A 22,145-nucleotide genomic window follows, 5' to 3' on the forward strand; every position below is an offset into this window, starting at 1 on the left:
TATAAAAATATGGGTTTCAGCGATATGAGATAACTCTTTAAAGCTAAGGGAATTTATCTTGAAATTAACTACAGTAACGTTTCTATTCAACGCAGTAAACAAGAAGGTTGATCGGCGCGAACCCGCCGATCAACAATGCTTAATTTCTCAAGCCATTCTGTACCGCACCAGCAATTCCGCTAGCACTGGATACGGACTACTGATGAAGTTTTATTGCGCGATCTTAACCTGATACTCAAGGGTAAGTGTGCTACCGGTAGCCAGCGGTTCGCGGTATTTTCCGGTGATGATACCGTTAGCTACAGTGACGTCATTGACTTGGCCATTGGCCGATTTCAACGTGATCGTCTTCAGGTCGATTTCAGCGTATCGCGACAGGCTGTCTGTCAATGTAACTTTGTCGATAGTCGTCTCAGCGCTATTCGTAAGTTGCACTTGATACCAGACGCATTGACCGGGCTCAGCGTCAATCGCGTTCTGACTATAGATCGGCGCAGTGATATTACAACCTGCGTCAAGCGCTTGTTGCTTTACGAGCGTACCGCCTTCAGTCTCCACCTGCGACGTATAGATCACATTCAACAGCGCATGAACATCGTCCGAATGGGCGTAAATACCTTTGACAGTCAATGTAGTGGCATCGTACTCACCGGGAGTCCCGTCTATCGGTGCCATCACCGTCATTTCAATCCGGCCAGAAGTACCTGGCGCAATAACTAATGTATCAACGGCGCGCGACTGACTATCTTTCACACCTTCCAACATGATGAATGTTGAGGACCATCCTTTTTTGTTATTCACTAGCGTGACGTCAGCTTTACCAATAGTTAAGGCAGCAGCACCAGTATTGTTGATCTGATGCACGAAGGACACAGAACTACCACGAACGACTTTCTTTTCTAACGTGTCTGCCACCTGATCAATCTGCCCTAGATACAAATTAAGTTTTAACGTGACCGGTGTGGAATTTCCAAGTGTCGGGGTGACCGTCAATACAAGTTCAGCGCTAATTTCCCCGATCAAGCCGCCATTTTTTCCAACAGCTGCCACGCAGATATTTTGCAGCCCGCCTGCTGGAATTTTGTCGCTGGTCATCGTTGCGGTAGCGCCGCTTGGTGCAGCACCACACATATCGCCGGCGGCTTCATACAATTTCACGTCAAGCCCGTCTAATGCTGCCGTTAAATTATACAAATCGTGCGATGGGTTAGTTGTAGAGGTAGACGTACTATTTTGTAACTTGAGTTTGATCGTAGTCGTCGCGCTTGTAGGTTCTACCAAATAGTTAATTTTATTACCTTCAGTGTTCAACACAACACTGCGCTGGGTAATCTTGATTTTGTAACCCAACAGCTTAATGGCAACAGGCTCGGCCACGCCTTTAGGTTGCGCCGACAGCACGATTTCATGATCGCTAGTTGAATCAAGCATGGCAACTTGCGGTGGTAGTGGCGCATGCGGCGGCAATTTAACTGAGAAAGTCAACAGACGTTCTTCGCCAGCTTCCAACGCCAGTTCCTGCTCTTGGTCTTCATTGGTCGTCACATCGACATCATTCCAGTTAAATACCGTATCTATTGGAAACGTTTGTGTACCTGTGTATTTAAGGATGATTTTATCTGCGGCCTCACCATCATTTTTTACCAGAGCGCGCAAACCAATAATCTGACCATCTACTGCATTGATCACAGTCGGCGTATTGCCCGCATGCGTAAGCGTGACGCTCCGGCCATCTGCATCGGCACTAGCGATGGTGACTTGAATAGGAGAAGATGACGAAACCTTTGCCGGATTAACTAAATCACCGGTATCCCAGTTAGCTTCACCAAAACGTGCATTGAATCTATGTACGGAAAATACAGCGTCGGTTTTTGCGCCGATATTGAAACTTAAACGCGCCCGCTCTTCACCAGTCTCATTCAATTCAATCAACAAACGCAGCGAGCGTTGATCCGCGCGGATCAACTTTGCTTTAAGCACTTCACCATCTTGCGACCATTGGTCTTCCTGACCTGGCTTCAGAGGCGTATTTAAAGTACCGCCGCCGTCGTTCAACATCACTTCAAAATCTTGTGGGATAAACTCAAGGCCTTTAGCGTTATCACCGAAGGCGATATCAAATGCCATCACGCGTTTCTGCGGTGTGGCAGTCGCATCCTTGCTCAGGCCCAAGCGGAAATTGACAGGTTTTTGCTCGCCGCGGATCAGCTTCAGTTCTGGATCGCCCACCACAGCATGGAATGCCATTTTGTCAGTGAAATGCGATGTTTGTACGTGTTCGGCAGACTCAACTAATTTGACGCCGTTTGCATCGTAAGCAATGATCTTGATGGTGGCGGTCGCTTCCATCTCTGCGTCAAAGACAGATTTAAATTGATAGGTCGCACCAGGTTCGATAGCCGAATCGGTGAACGCAACCACGCCACCAACCGCTGCCGCTTCACCATTAACCAAATACGTTTTCACGCCAGTTAATGATTCAACTGACAGCGCCAGTTTTGCGATCTTTACATTACCCGTATTGACTACAGTAGTAAGCAATTCTTGCTTACCTTCGGCATAATCCGATCCTTCCAACGTCAGGCCAGGAAGCGCCTTAATCGTCGTTTTCACTTTATTCGAAAATACCTGAACATCATTTCCCGAAGCGATCGAATAGGTAGCCGATGCCTGCGTTCCAATCTCAGTTCCCGGCAACGGGATTGCATGCCCCATAGAAGACAACAGGATTGCACTAATCAAAAAGATGTAAAAGACCAGACGCGACAGAGCATTGTCTTTAGAACGAGAAGTCGCCTGTAAATAAAGAGGGGGAAACATGTTTACGAGCTCCAAATAGGGGAAACATTAATGCTACGAAATAGTGCTTGAATAGTGATCAACGCAGCGCTGTCAACGCACCGATGTGTACGCGTGCAACAACGGTGTGCTGCTCACCGGCTTTCAGAACGCCCAACTGCCATCGCAATTCTCGGTAGTCAGCGTATGGCACTTGGGCTTCTTTGCTAGCACCGTCTGCCGCCACCATCCGGCGTGTAAGGGGAACTGCGGCGAACAACGCGTTATCACTAGTGTTCGCCGTTACTTTGGTAGGCTGGGCGCTATTGGCGAGATACACGGCGCCCGGTGGCAACGGCAACGTTGCGAGTACACCTTGCACAGATACTTTGCCGGTATTGCTATAGACCGCACGATATTCAAGCGTTTCGCCAGGAGCGGCTTGGGTCGCTTCGCTGAGTATTTCCTTGCCATTGATGCGCTCGACTTTATGCACCGTAAGATGGACTTGCACCGGCTGTTGCGCGTTGGCGTGGGGCTTATTTTTATCGTTCCCAACGCCGATCTGCGCGTGCGCGACTGACACACTACCTAATAATAAAAGTGGCAAACAAAGCGTGCGCGCAGAGCGCATCGCTGACATATTGAAGTTAAATTTCATCATTAGCAGTCCTCATTTTGATCACAATTTTTTCTTAAATTCGGCTCGATGCGTGGCCTGACTTCATTTCAAACAGCTATACCCGCGACAATCGCATAGCCGCGTTATGCGCGCAAAAACGCGACAACACACATCGAAGCTGTTTTGAACTGCGAGGAGATTTATGGTCTCGCGGAAGAAAATTTGAAAAGCCAGAATCAAGAAGCTGTACTTATGCGTCACACGGAAAAAATTGGATGGACTACGCAGCCAGCCACCATGCAAGATCAGAACTATACAAAAATTAGGATCGCATCGATACGGGAAAACTCTATAAACGTAAGTGGATTTATCTTGAATTAATGCAGAAATTTCTCGGTTAATTATTTCTATTTTTTCAAACACGAGAGCTGATGGCGAATATCAGGCATCGAAAAAAAAAAGGTAAGGAAAGTAAGAATCAGAGTCGCTTCAGAATTAAAGCTGATGTGGGGGAGCGCACATTAGATGAGAAATGTGGCAAATATGCAGATGCGAGACAAGAAATAGCAGTAAGGCAGTAAGGGCAGCATTGTGCCCTCTGCAAAATCCGCAATTCCCCTTATGAATTTTTCAGAGAATTTGCGGTTTTATAGTCACGGCGTATTCGCCTGATTAAGCGCTAAGCTAAGACGACGCCGAAATACCCAACGTCCGGCATCCGAATCTGTCGCCGCGAATTGATAGCCATCCACGTCAAAATCTTTCAACTGTTCAGGATCCGTGACTTTATTTACCGTTGCATAGCGCGCCATCAAACCCCGCGCACGCTTGGCGTAGAACGAAATGATTTTGTACTTCCCGTTCTTCCAATCCTCGAATACCGGCGCAACGATATTCGCTTCCAATACTTTCGGCCTGACGACTTTAAAATATTCGTCGGATGCCAGATTGACCAGAACGTCAGACTTTAATTTTGACAGTTCCTGATTCAATGCCAGCGTCACCGTATCGTGCCAAAACGCATATAAGTTCTTCCCGCCAGCATTCGCTAACTTGGTGCCCATTTCCAGTCGGTAGGGCTGCATCAAATCCAGCGGTCGCAGCATTCCATACAAGCCGGATAGAATACGTACCCGGCTTTGCGTGTAGGTTAATTGTTTGGCATTGAGCGAACCGGCATCAAACCCTTCATAAACGTCGCCGTTAAATGCCAGAATGGCTTGCTTAGCGTTAGCGCTAGTAAATTTTTTGGACCATGAAGAAAAGCGCGTGGCATTCAGATGCGCCAACGTATCGGAAATATGCATCAGACCGCTCACTTCCGCCGGCGATAATTTTTTCAATATGTCCACCAATTCGGCGGAACGCCCAATAAAATCGGGCAACGTATGCACATCGGTTGTCGGTGGTGTGGTGTAATCAAGCGATTTGGCTGGCGATAAAACAATTAACATAGTTACAATCCAACCTTATGTATTAATGATGTATTAATAAATATACAGAAAAGAAATTTCCACAATGATACCGAAGCGCATAGTAATCGACACGAATGTTTGTTTGGATTTGTTTGTATTCCGCGATCCGCGCTGGGCCGCCCTGATGGAAGCCCTGCAATCCGGCAGCGTTGAAGCAGTGACGCGCGCCGACTGTCGCACAGAGTGGCAAAGAGTTTTGCATTATTCCCATTTGCCGATCGACGATCAGACCCGCCCAACCATCAATGCAGAGTTCGATACGTTGATAAAAATGCTGGAGCCAACCGCACTTTCCCCGCGTACCGACGTGCGCTTGCCGATTTGTACGGATAAGGATGATCAAAAATTCCTTGAATTGGCCTTGGGTTCGGATGCAGCGACCCTGATTACCAAAGATAAAGCCCTGCTGAAATTAGCCCGAAAAACCGCTAAAATCGGACTTTTTGCGATTATTCCGCCGCAAGCCTGGAGCGCAGCACAGCCTGAATAGTGCGTCCGCTGTGGATTTTGCAACAAACCGCTAGAATGTTCGTTTCCGGCGAATTGTCGCTAATGGCCTTCACTCTTTACCTCTATCGAACCACATGACTAAGCAGCTCAATGGCACCCCTTCCGCCTCAACGTCACCGACCGCCCTCGCCCTGAAATCAAAACTACCTGCAGTCGGCACGACTATTTTCACAACTATGTCAGCGCTTGCCAGTGAGAAGAATGCCGTTAATCTGGGGCAAGGATTCCCCGATTTCAACTGTGACCCGGTGTTGGTCGATGCCGTCAGCGACGCCATGAAAAATGGTATGAATCAATACCCGCAAATGGTGGGAATCCCGTCGCTGCGCAGCATCATTGCCGACAAAATCAAAAAGCTATACGGACACAGCTACGATCCTGCGACCGAAATTACGGTCACGGCAGGGGCAACCCAAGGCTTGCTGACCGCGATTATGTGCGCGGTACATCCTGGCGACGAAGTGATCGTGATCGAACCCGCGTATGACAGCTATGTCCCGGCGATTGAATTAGCCGGCGGCAAGCCGGTATTTGTCCAGATGACACTGGGCGCGAACGGGTATGCAGTGCCTTGGGATCAGGTCGCGGCAGCGGTCGGCCCGCGTACGCGATTGATCATGGTCAATTCGCCGCACAATCCCACCGGCAGCGTCTTCAGCGCCGCTGATATTGCAGCGTTGGCCGAGATCGTTCAAGGCACAGATATTCTTATCTTGTCGGACGAAGTGTACGAACACATGGTGTACGATGGACTGGCGCACGAATCCATCAGCCGTCATCCCGAATTGGCGGCACGCGCATTTATCGTATCCAGTTTTGGCAAAACCTACCATGTTACGGGCTGGAAAATCGGTTTTGTGGCCGCACCGGCAGCGCTCTCGGCAGAATTTCGCAAAGTACATCAGTACAACGTATTTACCGTCAATACACCAGTTCAGCATGGCATTGCGCAGTACATGCAAAACCCCGCACCGTATCTTGAACTGCCTGCTTTTTATCAGCGCAAGCGCGATTTGTTCCGCGCCGGACTAAAAAACTCACGCTTCACGTTATTGCCATCGGACGGCACTTATTTCCAGTGCGTCGATTATTCAGCGATTTCTTCCGTCAGCGAAGTCGCGTTTGCTACCTGGCTGACCAGCGAAATCGGCGTAGCGGCGATTCCGGTATCGGCTTTTTATGCGACACCGCGTGAATCAGGCATCGTCCGCTTTTGCTTCGCAAAGCAAGATCAAACTTTGCAACAAGCTTTACAACGATTAAGCGCCATTTAAAACCTTCGGCGATGCGGGCTGACCTAGCCAACGCAAGGATGGCTGCATTTGCCTGTCGACTAACCACCCAAAAAGGAACTATTGATGATTGACGTTTATAGCTGGCCTACCCCGAATGGTCACAAAGTACATATTATGTTGGAAGAATGCGGCCTGCCTTACACGGCGCATCCTATCGATATCGGTGCAGGCGGACAGTTCACACCGGAATTTCTAGCAATTTCACCAAACAACAAAATTCCCGCTATCGTTGATGAGCATGGTCCGGATGGCAAGCCATTTTCCCTGTTTGAATCGGGCGCCATTTTGCTATATCTCGCCAGCAAAACCGGCAAGTTTCTGGGCAATACAGATCAGGAAAAATTCAAAACGCTGGAATGGTTGATGTTTCAGGTCGGCGGCGTTGGCCCGATGTTGGGACAAGCGCATCATTTCCGCCTGTATGCACCAGAAAAAATCGACTATGCGGTCGATCGTTACACCAACGAAGCTAAACGACTTTATGGCGTGATCAACAAGCAACTTTCGCAACATGCCTATCTGGCTGGTAGCGAATATACGATTGCTGACATCGCCACTTTCCCGTGGTTGCGTTCATGGAAAAATCAAGGCGTTGAATTGAGTGACTATCCACATTTGCATAAATGGTTTGACACCATCAGCGAACGTCCAGCCGTGCAACGCGGTGTGGAAGTATTGGCCAATTTGCGTAAGCCATTAACCGGCACTACTGAACGCGATATTTTATTCGGCAATCAGCAGTACCAAAAACGATAAGCTGAAATAGTAAGTTGTTAAATTAGCGGCCTCCTTTTTTTGGAGGCCGCAAACGTATGCGAAGTCGTTACTGACCGGGCACTACGGTGATCAACGTCAACGTGTCCGGTTTAAAACTTAGACGTCCAGCCTTCTTTTGCGGTGCCGCCTCAGCCGCAATCAGATACACCTTGTGAGATGTCGGATCCAGCGCCAACGTCCGCGCACCGATCATCGTCTTGATGCTTTGCTTGCGCTGATAACGCTTAGCGTCCAATGCTTGAATCACGTCCAGCGTACCGTCAGCATTTGAACTAAACGCCAGTTTTGATCCCGCATCGTAAACCGTTGCATCGCTGTCGTTACCGATCTTTGGCGTGGCCAGTATTTTTCCTGTATTCGCATCGACAATTGCCATTGTCCGATTGTGGCAGCCAACGAATAACCGTTCTGTCGCAAGATCGATAGAAAGACCGGCTGGCTCATCGCACTTCGGAGACAATGCGTAGCGCTGCGTAACTGCCAACTTTTGGGTGTCGACCACAACTAATTCGTTCTTATCTTCCAGATTAATAAACAAGCGCCCTTTGCCATCAACTACGGCAAACTCTGGTTTACCGTCGAGCGGTATTGCAGCCAATGACTTACCCTCTGCAGCATCAATCGGGGTCAGAGTGCCGGAAACGCCATTTCCTACAAACACGCGCTTACTTGCCGGATCATAAACGATGCCGTCAGGTTTTTTTTCGGTGGGCGCAGTGCCAATAACTTTTAGCGTTGAGAGTGCAAATATTGTGACGGAGTCGCCTTTGCCATTACTGGTAAATCCGCGATCCAACTCAGCAGCGATTGCCACGCCGTGCACGCCATGCGTATCTGGAATTGCGCCGACAATCTGCTTTTTATCGACATCAAACACCTCGACACGGTCACCGTGCGTGATAAATAAATGCCGGTTCGCTACATCCATACTCAGATAATCCCATTTAATATCGCCATCCAAATGCTGTTTGTCGATAATGTGATAACCGGACTCTTTTGCCTGCGATGCAAGTGGGCTGAACAGACCAATAGCCGTCGCCACAGAGAAGACCGCGAGCGGCAATGATGGGAAACAATGCGCAATACCTTTGCTGCGCAACGAACGAAGAAACATGCTGATATTCCTTTAGCTTTTAGACGATATTTTTGGGTTGATTCTTTGGCAAATTGTGCCGCTAAGCGGTTGATACCCCAAGGGTATCAACCACGCCATTCGCAGTTCACCTACCCATCATTTACTGCTGAGCGTATCAGGTCCCAAAGCCAACTGTTTGCGCAGTTCGGCCTTGGCGGTAGCAAAGCTGGTCTTAAAATCATCGCGCGTCATCAAGTTAGCAGCGATTAATGTACCCACAATACGGCCAGCCTCAATGTCTGACGCATAATGTACGCCGCCGACGATACGATTGTTGGCATATTCACGCGCACGGGCCATGATTTCAGTCCGTTTTTCCGGCACCATATTTGCTAAAACGATCCCCATTAATGTTCCGCCGGATGCGTGTCCTGACGGGTAAGAACCGGACGCCGTCATTTTGACGACCGGCTTGACCAATTCGCTAGCTTGATAAGGACGTGGACGCTGCCAAAAATCCTTGGACGGATCGACGACCGAACCTTCGGTACTTGTCACTCTTGCGAAAAATGCCGCAAATTTTGGCAGATTTTCAGCTGTGAATTTTGGCCCCATTACATCGGCAAAACGCCAGATATTTTCGGTTGCATCGGCTTCTGCACGCGCCACCATTTCTGGCGTACGCGTAACTTGCATCGCCAATACTTCGCCCAGCTCAGCTTTACTTTGAGCCGAGTCATTTGCTGGTGGCGGCGGCAACAGCTTGATTAAATCAAGATCCGTAGCGGATATGAATGGTACTGCGCCCTTTGCGTACACAGGAGAACTGATGACGCTGGAAGCGGCCATAAAACTAAACAATAATGCTGCGTATAGTTTGCGCATAACAACCTTCAAATTTATTTATATTAACGAAAAATGGGGTTCAAATTACTTTACCTGTGCGACGTCGCACACTGACTTGCTGCCGTCGATGCGACAGGCGTTCACCTGTTGACCAGCGGTATTCCAGACTTTAACGTCCCAGTGATTACCGTCCTGACGTTCCATCGTCATAAAACCAAAACCATTGACCCATGAGCTCAGATGTTCCACCACCGCGCCCGGCGCTGGCGTTGCGCCCGGCGGCAAGACTGCTGGCAAAGGGACAACATCCTCAAGCGTGCCAGAAAATCCGGCGACAAACTGGGTCGGATGCGGACTGGAAAAACTTACTTCTTGCCAAACGTGAACGTGTCCAGACATTAGCGCGTTGACCCGCGGCGGCAAAATAAGCGGATTGACCTTGCCGAACACCGATTGCAATCCCTGATTACCGGGCAACAAAGAGACGCCGCCTTTGGCATTATGTTTTGCCGCAAACCCCAGAATCGGATGATGATTAATAGCAATGTTATAGCCCGATTGCTGCGATAGCGTATCCAGTTTATGGTACATGTCCAGATATTTTTCCTGACGGATATCTCCTTCAGGAATGGGACCGCCGGTAGTATTAGAGGTATCCAATACGATGAACTGCGCATCGCCGCCGATCGGCACGGCGTAAGGATCGCTATAGTCGCCGATATCATCATTGGCAGCATCATTGCAATCACGCCCCAACGTCAGTAGACGCGGATCAATAAAACGCCACCACCCTTGTCCACCGCGCGCGCAGGATTCATGGTTACCACGCACCATTACCCACGGTGCGACTTGCAACAAGGATGCAGCAGGATGAAAAAAGTCGGCTTTCCATGCATCCCATCCATAGCCCCACGCACTTCCGGCACAACCGGCATTACCGTCGGGGCAAACATTTTCACGATAAAGATAGTCGCCTACGTGGACCACCAGATCAGGCTTCCATTTGGCGGCTAACGCGGCGATCTTCGCAAACGGATACTGATCGGGATCATTACAGGGTTGATACGCCCCATCGCTCTTTTTCAAACGGCAACCCGTATCCCCGATGACCACGATGCGCATCGCTTTCGCTTTAGGCAATGGCAACGATTTTCCTTCCACCGTCGCGCTGACGGTGTGGGGTGGAATCATCTTTTCGCAGGTCAGCAAAGGGAAGTCAGACGGCTTCGATTCGTCCACTGCCGAGCGGGTCATTCTCTGTGGGATAACTTCTGACTTTGCGCGCAAATCCATCGACGCGTGCACCCCATCCAGTTGAATCGACGGACAATGCTGGGCAACAGTCAGCACCCTAGCCACGGGCACGCCATTTTCGCCAAGTACGACGAAGGCAGCAGATGCCGTTTTCCCGGCACCATCCGGCACTGTAGCGCACCCAAACAACGCAACGCCTGCGACTAAACAAACCAGCAAACGCCAACGCTGGGCGAAAGCAATGAAAAACGAACTGACCATGCTGTACTCCCCCTAATGCAACTTAACGTGTGAACTCAACCCATACCTGATACACCCGATCGCTGCCGCGTATGTCAGATGGCGGTTGCGGATATTGCGCACTTTGCACCGATTGCAGCGCAGCCCGATCAATGATGCCGATACCGCTTGGCACGATGACACGTGCTTGGCCAGGCACAGCATCGCGCAGATGAAACTCTACCCGGACCCGCCCTGTAAAGTGCAGCGCAGCCGCTGCTGGCGGATACGAAACGGCAGCCTGCACCGCAGCGCGTACCTTGGCCGCATATTCGGCACTTGGATCACCCTTGCCGCTAGACGCTGGCGGCGGAGCGGGTGGCGTTGCCGGTGTCGCAGGTTCACTGAACTCGGTCGCAGCCTGAGCAACCGGCAACGGCACCGTCGGCGGCGTCGCTGGTGCGACCTGCTTTGGCTGCGGGATATGCGGCTGCGGCTTAGTCGGCACAACCTTGGGTTTAGGCTGCGGTTTGGGCGTCGGTGCCGGTGGCTTGGGTGGCGCGACTGGCGTTGGCTCTGGCGGCTTATCCTCACTTAGCAACGTGATAGGGACCGGCTCAGATAATGCGGGTTTTGAGGGTGCGGCGAGCAGAATCGTAGCAACGATGGCGACCAGCGCCGCCTCGACCAGCACTGCGAGGCCAAATGCTTGCAAAGGAAAACGACGAGTACTTGCAGACATAGCGCCCTACTTGCCGCTGGCATTGCGGGTGGCCAGACCGATTTCGCTAGCACCACCGTTGCGAATCGCGTCGATCACGCCCATTACCTGTTGCAGCGAAGCGGTCTCATTACCAGCAATCGTGACGGAGGTTTTAGCGCTATCCCGTTGACGCAGCAAAGCGGTCAGTTGCGCTGGCGTCAGCGTGTGGTTTTCGACCAGCAACGTGCCATCCGGTGCAATTTCCACCAATAGTTTTGGTGGCGGCATGGTGACGGCGGTGGAGCTGCTGGGTAATTTGGTGACGTGTCCTGAAGTCGGGATCATGCGCAAGGTCAGCATTGCGAAAAAAACCAATAAGAACAGCATGATATCGATCATCGGAATGATTTCAATTCGCGCCTTGCGTGTTTCAAGATAGCGCATCTCAGGCCCTCGCTGGGATGGCGATCGATTTCACCGGAGATACGCCGGACGCCAATTGCATGGCAACGCGATCATGGCGATTGACCAGCATAATCTTGATCGTTTCCAACTGATGCACCACCATGCGCACGCGCGTATGCAAAGCATTAAAAAATATCAGTCCGATCATCGCAATCAACAGGCCTGAAGCCGTCGCGATCAACGCTTCTGCAATACCGCCGGTAATTTGGGCAGCGCCATTTTGCGCATCGCCCAACACGTGAAAGGCATTGAACATACCGATGATCGTACCAAACAAACCTAACAAAGGTGCCAGTGTAATCACGGTATCAAGTACCCACAAAGTGCGATCGAGGATCGGTACTTCGTGCATGATGACTTCTTCCAGATGGCCGCCGAAAGTCTCACGATCAGTGCTGGCCGGCTCTTTCTGTAAAACGTCAAACAAGCGGACGTGCGGCAATTTCGAGAGCTTTTTCGGCACCGAAACAGCGCTGAGCTGACCGTGTTCTTTTTTGAGCATTGCGATCAACTTTTCGCCGCCTTGTTGCATATTCGATAGATGACGACTGCGTTCGATGATGACGGTTAAAGCCACCAGCAGTAGCACCATCATCAGGTACAGCGTGCCGCCGGATTCGTTAGCGAGTTCGAATAAATGGGAGATATTCATTGTGGGGAAATAGAAAATGGGAGAGCCAGGCTCTCCCTAGTGAATCGGATAACAGATGACAGGATTAGAAGTCGAGAGTCAGCGTCAATGCAGTGCTACGCGGTGGCAAGATTGTCAGCACATCGCCCGGCGCTGGCGCAGAAGAGCTGGTCGACGCTGGCGTCACGCCAACGATATTCTGTTTATTAAACACGTTATTGATCGCCAATTGCAGCTTGGCTTGCTTCGCCCACTTCACAGGGCTCTTCATTGTGTAGTTAATAAACAGATTGGAAATCGTGAACGGATTGATGGTCACAGCTTGATGCGTGCTGCCGTTATCGTTGTACATCTTGCCGATACGCTTGTTAAACCAACCCGTGTTCCAGGCACCGTACTCATAGTTCAAACCCACTGTTTCTGTATCGCTAGGGGCACTGGCGACCCATTGTCCATTGGCAAACTTCGAGCTGCCATAAGTAGCATTCAGATACAGGCTAAATCCGCCGCCCAAAATGATGTTGCTTTCCGCTTCGATACCCTGCGTGGTAGAAGTACCGTTTGCGAAAAATGTTGTGTTGCCAGCATTATCGGTAAATGACGAGTACGCATTGTCGAACTTGATATGGTACGCATCGATATCAAATGTAAATTTGTCCGATTTCCAGACCGATCCAATCTGGAAAGTCTTCGATTTTATCGCAGCAGGCAACGCCGTTACGTTGGCATTTTTTACGTCGAATACATTGGTTGGTGGAATTTCGTTACCGACCGCGTATTGTCCGTATACCGACCAGTTCGGTTGCAATTTGTAATGCACGTCGAACGAAGGCAAGTAGGCGCTATAAGTCACTGAATGCGTGATGCTAGGCAAGCCGCCAAGGTTACCGACTGTCTTACCGTTGTCAGCAAACTGGGTGAAATCCTGCTGGTATGACGCAAACTTGATACCCGGCGTGATTTTCAGATCGTTGGTAACGTTGAATTCGTACTCGGCAAACGGTTGTAAGGTCGTCGTTTTGAATTTTTCGTGGAAGTTAGGCAGTACTGCATCTACCCAAGTACGCGGATCCGACGGAATTTGATAGCGGTTGGTATCGGCATATTCCGACCACAAACCAGTACGGAAAGTACCCATGCCGGACTCTTGACTCAAGCGCAGCAAATTACCATAAGTACGATAGCCATTGAGCTTGTCAGTGCCGCTGGTTGGCGTGATGGTAGTGCCGTTGTAGTTTTGTTGATTATGGTAAGCGTAGGTGTAAAGCTTATCGTCCAGCTTCCAGCCATTACCAAGGCTAGACGTCAGGCCGATATATTCAAAATCTGACGTGACATGGTAAAAGTTGTAGCCGTAATAATTTGCCTGTGCCGGGTTGGCGCTCAACAAATAATTATCGCCAAATAGCGCCACTTGCTGGCGTGTAGGGCCTTTGGTGTTCGGCGTATTTGTGTGCAAATCGATGTAAGAACCGAACAGCGTCAATGTTGTATTGTCGGTCAACGCGGTCTGGTATTTCAGAGAGATGTCATCGCGCTTCTGCTTGTTGAAGCTCTGGTAACCGTCTGACTTCATTTCATGAACGTTGATCAGCAGATTAGACGTGCCATCGCTGCCAATCTGGCCAGTTTCGTGTTCCAGGCCGATCAGTGACGTGTTCCAAGTGCCGTAAGAACCAGTAACGCTGGTGCGTTGTTGCGGCTCCAGATTGCGCGACAACAAGTTGATCGAACCGCCAAAGTTAGCAGGGCCAATCGTCGCGGCCGAACCTGGGCTGCGATCGACGATTGCGCCGCCGATAAATTGACTAGGAAAAAATGCCCAGGAATGATGCGTTGGGCTGTTGGTGTCCTGAAACGGAATACCATCAAAAGTAATCGAATAATCGCCATCCTGAAAACCACGGAAAGAAGTCTTGGTATCACCCAAGCCAGGACCATTCGGGCTGAAGCTATAGACGCCCGGCGTCATTTGAATCACTTGACTGAAATCGGCGATAGGAGAGGTATTGTTACGGATGAAAGCATCGCTCACCTCGGATTGAGCCGAACGGGCTGTCAACGATCCTTGCGAAGGCGCGCTCTTAGCTGCAGCAGGCTTACTCGTCGCTTGGCTAGTTGTACCGGAACCATCGGTGGCGCTGACTGCCCCCAGGTCGGTGGCTTGTTGCGCATAGCCGACGGCTGGTGTGACGATGCACATGACGGCGATGGCGCGCAAGATATTGCGATGACCTGGCTTGAGATTCGGCTGAATGCTTGGCTTGACACCAGACTTCGGTGTTGGCTTGAAACTAGACACTTTCATGATGGCTCCTGTGGAAAAGGAGGCATGCTAAAGAAGGAATATTTCCGCTTAATGACGTTGCACTTTAGCTACAGTTACATCCACCCAAAAAAATCCATAGCTATAGGTCGACTAAATTTGCTAGATTAATTTTTTGGATTATGCGACGGCGTAATAATATGCGTTTAAAACGCAGCGCTGATCAGCTTGATGCGGCGCCGATTGGCTGCACGCTATTTGCATATTTCAGAGAGCAAAAAAATGACGACGACCAATGTCGTCGCCAGGATAATGGTAAACATAATCATTCGAAAATGATCATTCAGGCGCAGGATAAGTGACGTTCAAGATGTCGAGTTCATCAAGGCCAGCGGGCGTCATCAAGGTAACCGATTCGCCATCGTGGGCTTTGGTCAGTGCGCGTGCGACGGGTGAAATCCAGCTAATTTTTCCATGCAGCGGATCAAGTTCATCGATGCCGACAATGGTGACCGTATGTTCTTCTCCGGCTTGATTTTGATACGTCACCGTCGCGCCAAAAAAAATCTGATCGCGACCATGATGCACGCTAGGATCGACTATTTCAGCCTGATCTAGTCGCTTGGTCAGAAACCGAATTCGCCGATCAATTTCACGCAGCCGACGTTTGCCGTAAATATAGTCGCCGTTCTCGGAACGATCTCCGTTAGACGCCGCCCACGAAACAATCCGCACCACTTCTGGCCGCGCGTTATCGATCAAATCGAGTAACTCGGCTTTCATGCGCGCATGTCCGGCGGGCGTCATGTAATTTTTGGTGCCAGCAGGAATCGGCGGCAATCCAAATTCCAGATCGTCGTCATCGCCATCGGACTCTTTGACAAAAGCTTTATTCATACGCAGTATTGTAGTGCGATTTTGGCAGCTGTCACGTAATTGCCAGCACCGCGTCCCAAGCGCTTCAAATAATGCGATAAAGCGGCGTCAAATTGACCTGGAAGACAATACTGCTTCAAAAAAACAAGCCGCACAGGTAAAGTGCATAGCCAGCCCCGCAATCGTATTTTTCCAATGTGGATATTTTATTTATGCCAAACAACTCTTCCGCCGAACGCCGCCGCTACCGTATCGGTTTAGCTTCCAGTCGGACGCATCAGAACGATCCGCAATCTGCATTGGCGCAACTGCTGAATGGCAGCCGGGCCGCGATTGAAAACCATTTACAACCAGAGTTAATCGTCGTTGGCCGCACGCTTGATGCAATGGGCCAACTGAACTTGCTAGCGGGCTATCCGCATGTGGAACGCTTTCCGTATGGTCGTCAGGGCGGCTTGATGAAACTAGTATCGCGGGTAGTTGATAGCGATCCGACCAGAACCTTGGATGCAATCATTTATTTGATGGATCCGGTCGATCCATCTTCGACTTTTCCTGAAGCAGTGGCGCTAAAACGCCAGTGCGTGATTCACGGCAAGCCTTTTTTATCGACGTTGGCAGGGGCCCGTGAATGGCTGGAACTAGAGGCGACCGCGCTGGGTGCAGCACCTGATCCACGACTTGACCCGACGTTCGATCTGGCGAATGAAGGCATCGCGCTGATTGCGCACGATGCCATGAAAGAACGCATGCTGGCGATTGCCGAGCGCAACTTCGCTTTATTAGACAAGTTTGCGTTTCGCTGCGCCACTGGGACGACTGGCGGCTTGCTGAACAAACTGGCGCAGAAAATAAAAGGGGAAGAAGCTGGTCGACATTGGGTAAGACCTTTTTTGAGTGGCCCGATGGGCGGCGATGCACAAATCGCGGAATTAATACTGGATCGCCAGCAATGTCGGCGCGTGCTGTTTTTGGAAGACCCGCATGTTGCGCGGCAGCACGAAGCCGATATTCAATTGCTTGAACGTGCCGCACGCACGGTGACCGACTATGCGTTATGTATCAGCGATGCTGAATGCGGCGAGCGTTGGTTGGCGTTACTGGATAAACGCGTGGCGATGCGGGTGGCTTAAGCTGTAACAACTTTACCTTACCCGCAACGTCCCAAAAATACTAAACCCGCCGTGTACCCGTATTCACTGCCGCCGTCGCACCGGATTCAAGCGTAAAACCTGCGCCGGAGTCGGTGCCGAGCGTCTTCACCAGATACGGCATCAGTTCTTTCAGAAGCGGCTCTAAAGTGAACGGTGGGTTCAGTACAAACATACCGCTGCTATGCAAGCCAAAACCGTCCGGCGACGGTGTTTTAACGGTAAGCGTTACGTTAAGCCAGCCGTTTGCCTTTAAACGCTTCAGTTTTTCCGGCATTTGACGTGATTCCATCCGGTTCAGCACCGGATACCATACGGCGTAAGTACCAGTAGAAAAGCGCAGCAATGCATCTTCAAGCGTATTTTTTACCAGACGATAATCATCTTTGACTTCATACGGCGGATCGATCAGCACCAGACCGCGACGCGATGGCGGCGGCAATAAAGCTTTCAGACCAATAAAACCGTTACCTTGCGTGATCATCACGCGCTTGCCACGGCTGTTGCCGCGTGGGCGTTGCGCATCGAGTTTGCGGAAATTATCCGTCAAAATCTTGCTATCGCTAGGATGCAATTCAAATAGACGCAAACGATCTTGTTCACGCATCGTTACATCAGCGCAATACGGCGATCCCGGATAAAAACGTAATTTGCCATCGGGATTAAGTTTACGCACAACATTGACGTATTCAGCAATCGCGGGCGGCAAATCCTTGCGGCTCCACAAGCGGCTGATACCGGTTTCAAATTCGGCATTTTTGGAGGCATAACCGCCATCCAGCGCGTACATACCGGCACCGGCGTGGGTATCAATAACGGTGTAGGCGGTATCTTTTTGACCGAGGTAATCCAGCAATTGGATGGTCACGAGATGCTTCAGTACATCAGCATGATTGCCTGCATGGAAAGCGTGGCGATAACTCAGCATAAAAATATCTATCTTGGTAAAAGGGTGATTCCAACAGCAGATCGGCAACGGGCAGCATTATTGTCGCTATTTTTGCAACAAAACACGTATACCCCATGCGACGGTAGGTCGTAAGCGCTGCAATGTGTGGCTAGCGCAAGCTTTCAGGTCTGGCCTATTCAAGACAATGAATAAGCCCATATAACCGCTTTGCAATGGAGAAGACCCGCATTTTAACAATTTCAGCGGCTGGATGGCAGATATCACTGATATGCGCTGTTAATAGCTATTAATAGTACTGATTAACTGTGTATTTCGAGGGTCATTTTGAAACATATCCCAAATTCGCTAATAAGCTTTAAATAGAAAAATTACTATAAAAACAATTAATCCTCGATCGGCGAGATTTTCAGCAATTCTTCAGCGACTTTAGTGCAGGCTTCGATATGATGATTTCCGATGGCGCGAAAGGCAGAATAACCGATCGCTGCCGAGACCATCTGGCCCGCTATCGGCACTAATCGTGTGGCATTCTTGGTGACGACTTTCACACCGCTGCGCATCAGAATCTTGAGTAACAATTCACGCGTCACCACGCGCCCGACAAACGTACTGCCCGCAGCCACGATGACACTGTAGGTGGCAACCTTGCGCTTTGGATGGAGACCGTCGATTTGCTCTGGCGTCAGGCCGAATTCAGCATTAATGTCTTCAATTAGCCCCGACAGCAGATGGATATCAACCGCGATATCGACGCCAAACACAGGCAACGCAGACGCGCCAGCCGACCATAATGCACGGCGTGACACGAAACTCCGACAACGTTGACGCACTGCCTGCAAGGCCGCGTCAGAAGCGGGGATGTCACTTTGTTTCACCACTTTTGACTTCGTGCGATCCGCCACCCATTTCGGAAACATTGTGGTCCCTGCCTTTCTGCTTTCTGTGGTGTGAGGATCCGCACAACCAAAAAGATATCCATTTAACATCTTATGCAGCTGACCGCCCCTGCAAACCCATCCGCAAAGAGTACCCTAAAAACAACGTTTGCTGATCTGAGGCCGCCATTCGCTGTGGTTACGCTAACTTGACGTTATCCAATTGAAAATAGGCCTCCAGCAACGCGCTCTTAAAAATCGCCCCCAATAACACTGGTTCGGCCAGACTGCGCACAATCGGCAAACGCTCACCCTGATGATCGAGGAATAATTGCAACGCATTTCCCAGCGACATTTCAGGCGTAATGACATGCAAAAACTCACGCCTTACAAAATCTGCGGCGACGCGATTTTCGGTCTCGCCCTTGTCTAATAAAACCGACGTAATATCTTGCAAAGCCACCACGCCGCAATAATGGTTATCATCATCGACGATATAGATATATTTGACCGGATATTTTAAAAACAAACGGCTAATTTCATTGAATGGCGCATCCATCGGCAATACCGTATCCGCAGGGCGAATCAGATCGCACATATGAATTCCGCGCAATCGCATGCGCTCCTGCACATCGCGATTACGCTTTAAGGTGATGTCATACATTGAGCCGCCGTTCAGACTGCGGGCGATAAAATAAGCCACCACGCAAGAAAGCATTAACGGCAGCATGACCTGATAGTTCAGCGTCATTTCAAAAATCATCAAAATCGCCATCAAAGGCGCACTGGTCGCCGCCGCCAAAAATGCGCCCATGCCCACAATCGCGTACGCAAACGGCGGTGAACTGGCGTTCGGGAAGATCACATGCACCACTGCACCGAACAACAGGCCAATCGCCGCGCCGACAAACAACGTCGGCGTAAAAATACCGCCCACCGCGCCAGAGCCAGTCGTCACGGCAGTGGCCACAACTTTGGCAATCAGAATAAGGACAATGCTCCACCATAGCCAAGACGTATGCAGCAACGAATTGACCACGCTATAGCCATTGCCCCATACCTCCGGCACCCATACCGACATCAGGCCAACCAGCAAACCGCCCAGCCCTAAGCGTAAAGGAAGCGGTAAGCCGGTCTTTTGAAATTGCCGTTTTGAGAAATGCAGCAAGCGTAAAAATTGCGGCGCGGCAATCCCGGCCAAAATACCAAGAACCACGAATAATGCGATTTCGCCGCCAGCAATATCCGGAAAAGCGGGCATTTCATACGCCGGTTTATAACCGGGCAATGCGCGCATCGTAATATTGGCGACGACCGAGGCCACCACCACTGGCCCAAAACTCTCCATCACAATCGCCCCGAGTACGATCTCAGTGACAAAAAATGCCCCGGCTATCGGTGCGTTATAAGCCGACGTAATCCCTGCTGCTGCCCCGCAAGCCACCAGCAACCGCAGCCGACTAGGCTCAAAATAAGTAATCCGGCCAACCAGCGATGCCGCTAATGCCGCCAATTGCACCATCGAGCCTTCGCGCCCAATCGATCCGCCGGAGACGATAGTGGCGAGCGAAGACAGACTGCGCAACAGACTGTGTCGGACTGGAATATTGCCGTCGCCAATCGTCACCGCCTCCATATAATCAGACGTGGCCGCGGCCGGAACCCGTTTCGCCAGCAGCAGGATTACGCCTGCTATCACGCCGCCCAGCGTCGGTAGGACTACCCGCCAGTGCCAGGATAAACTTTTAGCAATCGTCACAAAACTGCCGCTCTCCCCGGTCAGCAGCAGTTGCAACCCGAGGATGCATTCGCGAAACAGGATGGTCGCCAGCGCGCCTAAAAACCCGACGACAACAGCCCATAGCAACATCGAATGACTGGGAGAAAAATGGAACAAACGCTGAATACGAAGGCGGTATTTAAGGAGAGTGGTCCGCATGAGGGCTGCATGGTTCCGTGTTAAATGATTAATCTGAATGCACAAAACACTCTTTTGATATTGCTTATGCCGACAGCATTTAAGTCTTTAATGGCTGTAAAAAAGGATATTTTTCTGTCCGGCCTTATTCTTCTGGTTTCATAAGGGCATCGAAATAGCCCATATCCTGTGCCACAGCCGCTTCGGCCTTCCGCGTCATTTGTTCATAACGATCTAACATGCTGCGCGCCAGGTCGGTGATGCGGGCACCGCCACCGTTAGCCCCGCCGGTCGCCGTTGCTACCAATGGCTCCTGAAAACTCACGTTCATTTCCTCAACCAGCAACCAGGCACGTCGGTAAGACATGCCCAGCGCGCGGGCGGCGGCAGAAATTGAACCGGTCTGGGCAATCGCCAGCAGCAAGGCGGCTTTGCCGGGTCCAAACGCAATGACGTCGCCCCGCATCACTCTCAGTCTGATCGTTTTAGAATATGTCATGTCCAGATTGTAGCAAGCCGATGAAGATCAAAGCAGCGCAACTTTTGACTATTTGGGATTATTCGAGTTGACGCACGCTATATCCTGCCATATATTTCGCTATCGATTTTGCACTATAAGTGCTACTTACTTCGTTACTTGCTTCCTCATTTCGTCATTCACGGAGATATTTCATGCTGCCAGTTTTCAAGCGCGTTGCCGTCACTGCCCTCACCGCACTCCCGCTCATGTTGGCCAGCGTATCCGCCCACTCCGCCGATCTGATCGTGTCCGCCGCAGCCAGCCTCACCAACGCGTTCAAAGAAGTCGCGCAAGACTTTGAAGCGCAGCATCCGGATACCAAAGTATTGCTGAACTTCGCCGCCTCAGACGTATTGTTGCAACAGATCGTTAAAGGCGCGCCCGCCGATGTTTTTGCATCGGCCGATCAGGACGCGATGAACAAGGCGGAAACAGAAAAAGCCGTGCAAGTCAGCAGCCGCAAAAACTTTGCCAGCAATCAAATCGTATTGATCGTGCCTGCCGATAGCACGCTGGGGATTCAGAATCTGAAAGATCTACTCCAGCCGGCAGTTAAACGGATTGCTTACGGCAACCCGGCCTCGGTTCCCGTCGGTCGCTATACAAAAGCTGCACTGGAACATGAAAACTTGTGGGATGCCGTCTCAGCAAAAGGCATTCCGGCTCAAAATGTTCGCCAAAGTCTGGACTATGTTGCCCGCGGTGAAGTCGAGGCTGGCTTCGTATTTTCGACCGATGCTGCTGTAATGCCGGGCAAGGTCAAAGTCGCGGTGCGCGTACCATCTACCACACCCGTGACGTATCCGATTGCAGTCACGAGCGCTAGCAAACAAGCCGCTGTCGCTAACGAATTCGTCAATTACGTCTTGTCGGCTAAAGGTCAGGCAACGCTGGCACGTTATGGATTTTTAAAGCCATAATCGTTATTTGAGGCGATCATGTCGTCCTCAAGTTAATCCTTGAGGATGACCGATGCAAT

Annotated in this window: 20 protein-coding genes; 5 read left to right on the forward strand and 15 right to left on the reverse strand. The window is 50.5% G+C overall.

The window, feature by feature from the left end; translation table 11 throughout:
• Positions 1 to 210: 210 nt before the first annotated feature.
• From C7W93_RS08880 to yaaA, 3 genes are all read right to left on the reverse strand, one after another.
• On the reverse strand, positions 211 to 2,820 hold the full coding sequence (locus C7W93_RS08880) for a hypothetical protein (protein WP_108439678.1): 2,610 nt from the start codon (positions 2,818 to 2,820) through the stop codon (positions 211 to 213).
• A gap of 58 nt (positions 2,821 to 2,878) precedes the next feature.
• Positions 2,879 to 3,442 (reverse strand): hypothetical protein, encoded by a 564-nt coding sequence (locus C7W93_RS08885; RefSeq protein ID WP_108439679.1) that lies wholly within the window; start codon positions 3,440 to 3,442, stop codon positions 2,879 to 2,881.
• A 611-nt stretch (positions 3,443 to 4,053) separates the two neighbouring features.
• Positions 4,054 to 4,854, reverse strand: a complete 801-nt coding sequence (gene yaaA / locus C7W93_RS08890; protein ID WP_108439680.1) for a peroxide stress protein YaaA — start codon at positions 4,852 to 4,854, stop codon at positions 4,054 to 4,056.
• A 64-nt stretch (positions 4,855 to 4,918) separates the two neighbouring features.
• On the opposite strand from yaaA, the gene C7W93_RS08895 reads away from it, so the two are divergent.
• From C7W93_RS08895 to C7W93_RS08905, 3 genes are all read left to right on the forward strand, one after another.
• Positions 4,919 to 5,365, forward strand: a complete 447-nt coding sequence (locus tag C7W93_RS08895; RefSeq protein WP_108439681.1) for a putative toxin-antitoxin system toxin component, PIN family — start codon at positions 4,919 to 4,921, stop codon at positions 5,363 to 5,365.
• Positions 5,366 to 5,459: 94 nt separating this feature from the next.
• On the forward strand, positions 5,460 to 6,659 hold the full coding sequence (locus C7W93_RS08900) for a pyridoxal phosphate-dependent aminotransferase (protein WP_108439682.1): 1,200 nt from the start codon (positions 5,460 to 5,462) through the stop codon (positions 6,657 to 6,659).
• 84 nt (positions 6,660 to 6,743) lie between these two features.
• Positions 6,744 to 7,436: a glutathione binding-like protein gene (locus C7W93_RS08905; protein ID WP_108439683.1), complete on the forward strand. Its 693-nt coding sequence runs from the start codon at positions 6,744 to 6,746 to the stop codon at positions 7,434 to 7,436.
• Between the two features lie 67 nt (positions 7,437 to 7,503).
• Here C7W93_RS08905 and C7W93_RS08910 read toward each other — a convergent pair whose 3' ends face one another.
• From C7W93_RS08910 to greB, 8 genes are all read right to left on the reverse strand, one after another.
• Positions 7,504 to 8,571 carry a YncE family protein gene (locus C7W93_RS08910; RefSeq protein ID WP_108439684.1) on the reverse strand — a complete coding sequence of 356 codons (1,068 nt, stop codon included), beginning with the start codon at positions 8,569 to 8,571 and terminating at the stop codon, positions 7,504 to 7,506.
• Between the two features lie 117 nt (positions 8,572 to 8,688).
• Entirely contained in the window at positions 8,689 to 9,417 is a 729-nt protein-coding gene (locus tag C7W93_RS08915) for a phosphatase PAP2 family protein (RefSeq protein ID WP_108439685.1), read from the reverse strand.
• 45 nt (positions 9,418 to 9,462) lie between these two features.
• Positions 9,463 to 10,893 carry a metallophosphoesterase gene (locus C7W93_RS08920; protein ID WP_108439686.1) on the reverse strand — a complete coding sequence of 477 codons (1,431 nt, stop codon included), beginning with the start codon at positions 10,891 to 10,893 and terminating at the stop codon, positions 9,463 to 9,465.
• Between the two features lie 22 nt (positions 10,894 to 10,915).
• Positions 10,916 to 11,593 carry an energy transducer TonB gene (locus C7W93_RS08925; RefSeq protein ID WP_108439687.1) on the reverse strand — a complete coding sequence of 226 codons (678 nt, stop codon included), beginning with the start codon at positions 11,591 to 11,593 and terminating at the stop codon, positions 10,916 to 10,918.
• A 6-nt stretch (positions 11,594 to 11,599) separates the two neighbouring features.
• Complete coding sequence (locus C7W93_RS08930; RefSeq protein WP_108439688.1) at positions 11,600 to 11,998, reverse strand: biopolymer transporter ExbD; 399 nt, start codon at positions 11,996 to 11,998, stop codon at positions 11,600 to 11,602.
• Between the two features lies 1 nt (position 11,999).
• Positions 12,000 to 12,671 (reverse strand): MotA/TolQ/ExbB proton channel family protein, encoded by a 672-nt coding sequence (locus C7W93_RS08935; protein WP_108439689.1) that lies wholly within the window; start codon positions 12,669 to 12,671, stop codon positions 12,000 to 12,002.
• 64 nt (positions 12,672 to 12,735) lie between these two features.
• Positions 12,736 to 14,958 carry a TonB-dependent receptor domain-containing protein gene (locus C7W93_RS08940; protein ID WP_108439690.1) on the reverse strand — a complete coding sequence of 741 codons (2,223 nt, stop codon included), beginning with the start codon at positions 14,956 to 14,958 and terminating at the stop codon, positions 12,736 to 12,738.
• 297 nt (positions 14,959 to 15,255) lie between these two features.
• Entirely contained in the window at positions 15,256 to 15,813 is a 558-nt protein-coding gene (gene greB / locus C7W93_RS08945) for a transcription elongation factor GreB (protein ID WP_108439691.1), read from the reverse strand.
• Positions 15,814 to 16,004: 191 nt separating this feature from the next.
• Here greB and C7W93_RS08950 point away from each other — a divergent pair, with 191 nt between their 5' ends.
• Positions 16,005 to 16,925 (forward strand): methylglyoxal synthase, encoded by a 921-nt coding sequence (locus C7W93_RS08950; RefSeq protein ID WP_108439692.1) that lies wholly within the window; start codon positions 16,005 to 16,007, stop codon positions 16,923 to 16,925.
• 40 nt (positions 16,926 to 16,965) lie between these two features.
• Here C7W93_RS08950 and C7W93_RS08955 read toward each other — a convergent pair whose 3' ends face one another.
• The 4 genes from C7W93_RS08955 to C7W93_RS08970 all read right to left on the reverse strand — a co-directional run bounded on the left by C7W93_RS08955 (position 16,966) and on the right by C7W93_RS08970 (position 21,145).
• The gene (locus C7W93_RS08955) at positions 16,966 to 17,871 is read right to left on the reverse strand and encodes a 23S rRNA (adenine(2030)-N(6))-methyltransferase RlmJ (protein ID WP_108439693.1); all 906 of its coding nucleotides are present in this window, start codon (positions 17,869 to 17,871) and stop codon (positions 16,966 to 16,968) included.
• 365 nt (positions 17,872 to 18,236) lie between these two features.
• Positions 18,237 to 18,770 carry a hypothetical protein gene (locus C7W93_RS08960; RefSeq protein ID WP_108439694.1) on the reverse strand — a complete coding sequence of 178 codons (534 nt, stop codon included), beginning with the start codon at positions 18,768 to 18,770 and terminating at the stop codon, positions 18,237 to 18,239.
• Positions 18,771 to 18,927: 157 nt separating this feature from the next.
• On the reverse strand, positions 18,928 to 20,667 hold the full coding sequence (locus C7W93_RS08965; RefSeq protein ID WP_108439695.1) for a ClcB-like voltage-gated chloride channel protein: 1,740 nt from the start codon (positions 20,665 to 20,667) through the stop codon (positions 18,928 to 18,930).
• Positions 20,668 to 20,791: 124 nt separating this feature from the next.
• Complete coding sequence (locus C7W93_RS08970; protein ID WP_108439696.1) at positions 20,792 to 21,145, reverse strand: winged helix-turn-helix domain-containing protein; 354 nt, start codon at positions 21,143 to 21,145, stop codon at positions 20,792 to 20,794.
• Positions 21,146 to 21,318: 173 nt separating this feature from the next.
• Here C7W93_RS08970 and modA point away from each other — a divergent pair, with 173 nt between their 5' ends.
• Positions 21,319 to 22,086, forward strand: a complete 768-nt coding sequence (modA, locus tag C7W93_RS08975; RefSeq protein ID WP_108439697.1) for a molybdate ABC transporter substrate-binding protein — start codon at positions 21,319 to 21,321, stop codon at positions 22,084 to 22,086.
• The last annotated feature ends 59 nt before the right edge of the window (positions 22,087 to 22,145 follow it).

Source organism: Glaciimonas sp. PCH181 (assembly GCF_003056055.1).
Lineage (GTDB): Bacteria > Pseudomonadota > Gammaproteobacteria > Burkholderiales > Burkholderiaceae_D > Glaciimonas.

Bases quoted from the DNA above. Each gene is read 5' to 3' on its own strand.
- C7W93_RS08905 (WP_108439683.1), top strand. From the start codon at position 6,744: ATGATTGACGTTTATAGCTGGCCTACCCCGAATGGTCACAAAGTACAT.
- C7W93_RS08880 (WP_108439678.1), bottom strand. From the start codon at position 2,820: ATGTTTCCCCCTCTTTATTTACAGGCGACTTCTCGTTCTAAAGACAAT.
- C7W93_RS08915 (WP_108439685.1), bottom strand. From the start codon at position 9,417: ATGCGCAAACTATACGCAGCATTATTGTTTAGTTTTATGGCCGCTTCC.
- modA (WP_108439697.1), top strand. From the start codon at position 21,319: ATGCTGCCAGTTTTCAAGCGCGTTGCCGTCACTGCCCTCACCGCACTC.
- C7W93_RS08970 (WP_108439696.1), bottom strand. From the start codon at position 21,145: ATGACATATTCTAAAACGATCAGACTGAGAGTGATGCGGGGCGACGTC.
- C7W93_RS08955 (WP_108439693.1), bottom strand. From the start codon at position 17,871: ATGCTGAGTTATCGCCACGCTTTCCATGCAGGCAATCATGCTGATGTA.
- C7W93_RS08900 (WP_108439682.1), top strand. From the start codon at position 5,460: ATGACTAAGCAGCTCAATGGCACCCCTTCCGCCTCAACGTCACCGACC.
- C7W93_RS08930 (WP_108439688.1), bottom strand. From the start codon at position 11,998: ATGCGCTATCTTGAAACACGCAAGGCGCGAATTGAAATCATTCCGATG.
- C7W93_RS08910 (WP_108439684.1), bottom strand. From the start codon at position 8,571: ATGTTTCTTCGTTCGTTGCGCAGCAAAGGTATTGCGCATTGTTTCCCA.
- C7W93_RS08935 (WP_108439689.1), bottom strand. From the start codon at position 12,671: ATGAATATCTCCCATTTATTCGAACTCGCTAACGAATCCGGCGGCACG.
- C7W93_RS08925 (WP_108439687.1), bottom strand. From the start codon at position 11,593: ATGTCTGCAAGTACTCGTCGTTTTCCTTTGCAAGCATTTGGCCTCGCA.
- C7W93_RS08965 (WP_108439695.1), bottom strand. From the start codon at position 20,667: ATGCGGACCACTCTCCTTAAATACCGCCTTCGTATTCAGCGTTTGTTC.
- C7W93_RS08895 (WP_108439681.1), top strand. From the start codon at position 4,919: ATGATACCGAAGCGCATAGTAATCGACACGAATGTTTGTTTGGATTTG.
- yaaA (WP_108439680.1), bottom strand. From the start codon at position 4,854: ATGTTAATTGTTTTATCGCCAGCCAAATCGCTTGATTACACCACACCA.
- C7W93_RS08960 (WP_108439694.1), bottom strand. From the start codon at position 18,770: ATGTTTCCGAAATGGGTGGCGGATCGCACGAAGTCAAAAGTGGTGAAA.
- C7W93_RS08920 (WP_108439686.1), bottom strand. From the start codon at position 10,893: ATGGTCAGTTCGTTTTTCATTGCTTTCGCCCAGCGTTGGCGTTTGCTG.
- C7W93_RS08940 (WP_108439690.1), bottom strand. From the start codon at position 14,958: ATGAAAGTGTCTAGTTTCAAGCCAACACCGAAGTCTGGTGTCAAGCCA.
- C7W93_RS08885 (WP_108439679.1), bottom strand. From the start codon at position 3,442: ATGATGAAATTTAACTTCAATATGTCAGCGATGCGCTCTGCGCGCACG.
- C7W93_RS08950 (WP_108439692.1), top strand. From the start codon at position 16,005: ATGCCAAACAACTCTTCCGCCGAACGCCGCCGCTACCGTATCGGTTTA.
- greB (WP_108439691.1), bottom strand. From the start codon at position 15,813: ATGAATAAAGCTTTTGTCAAAGAGTCCGATGGCGATGACGACGATCTG.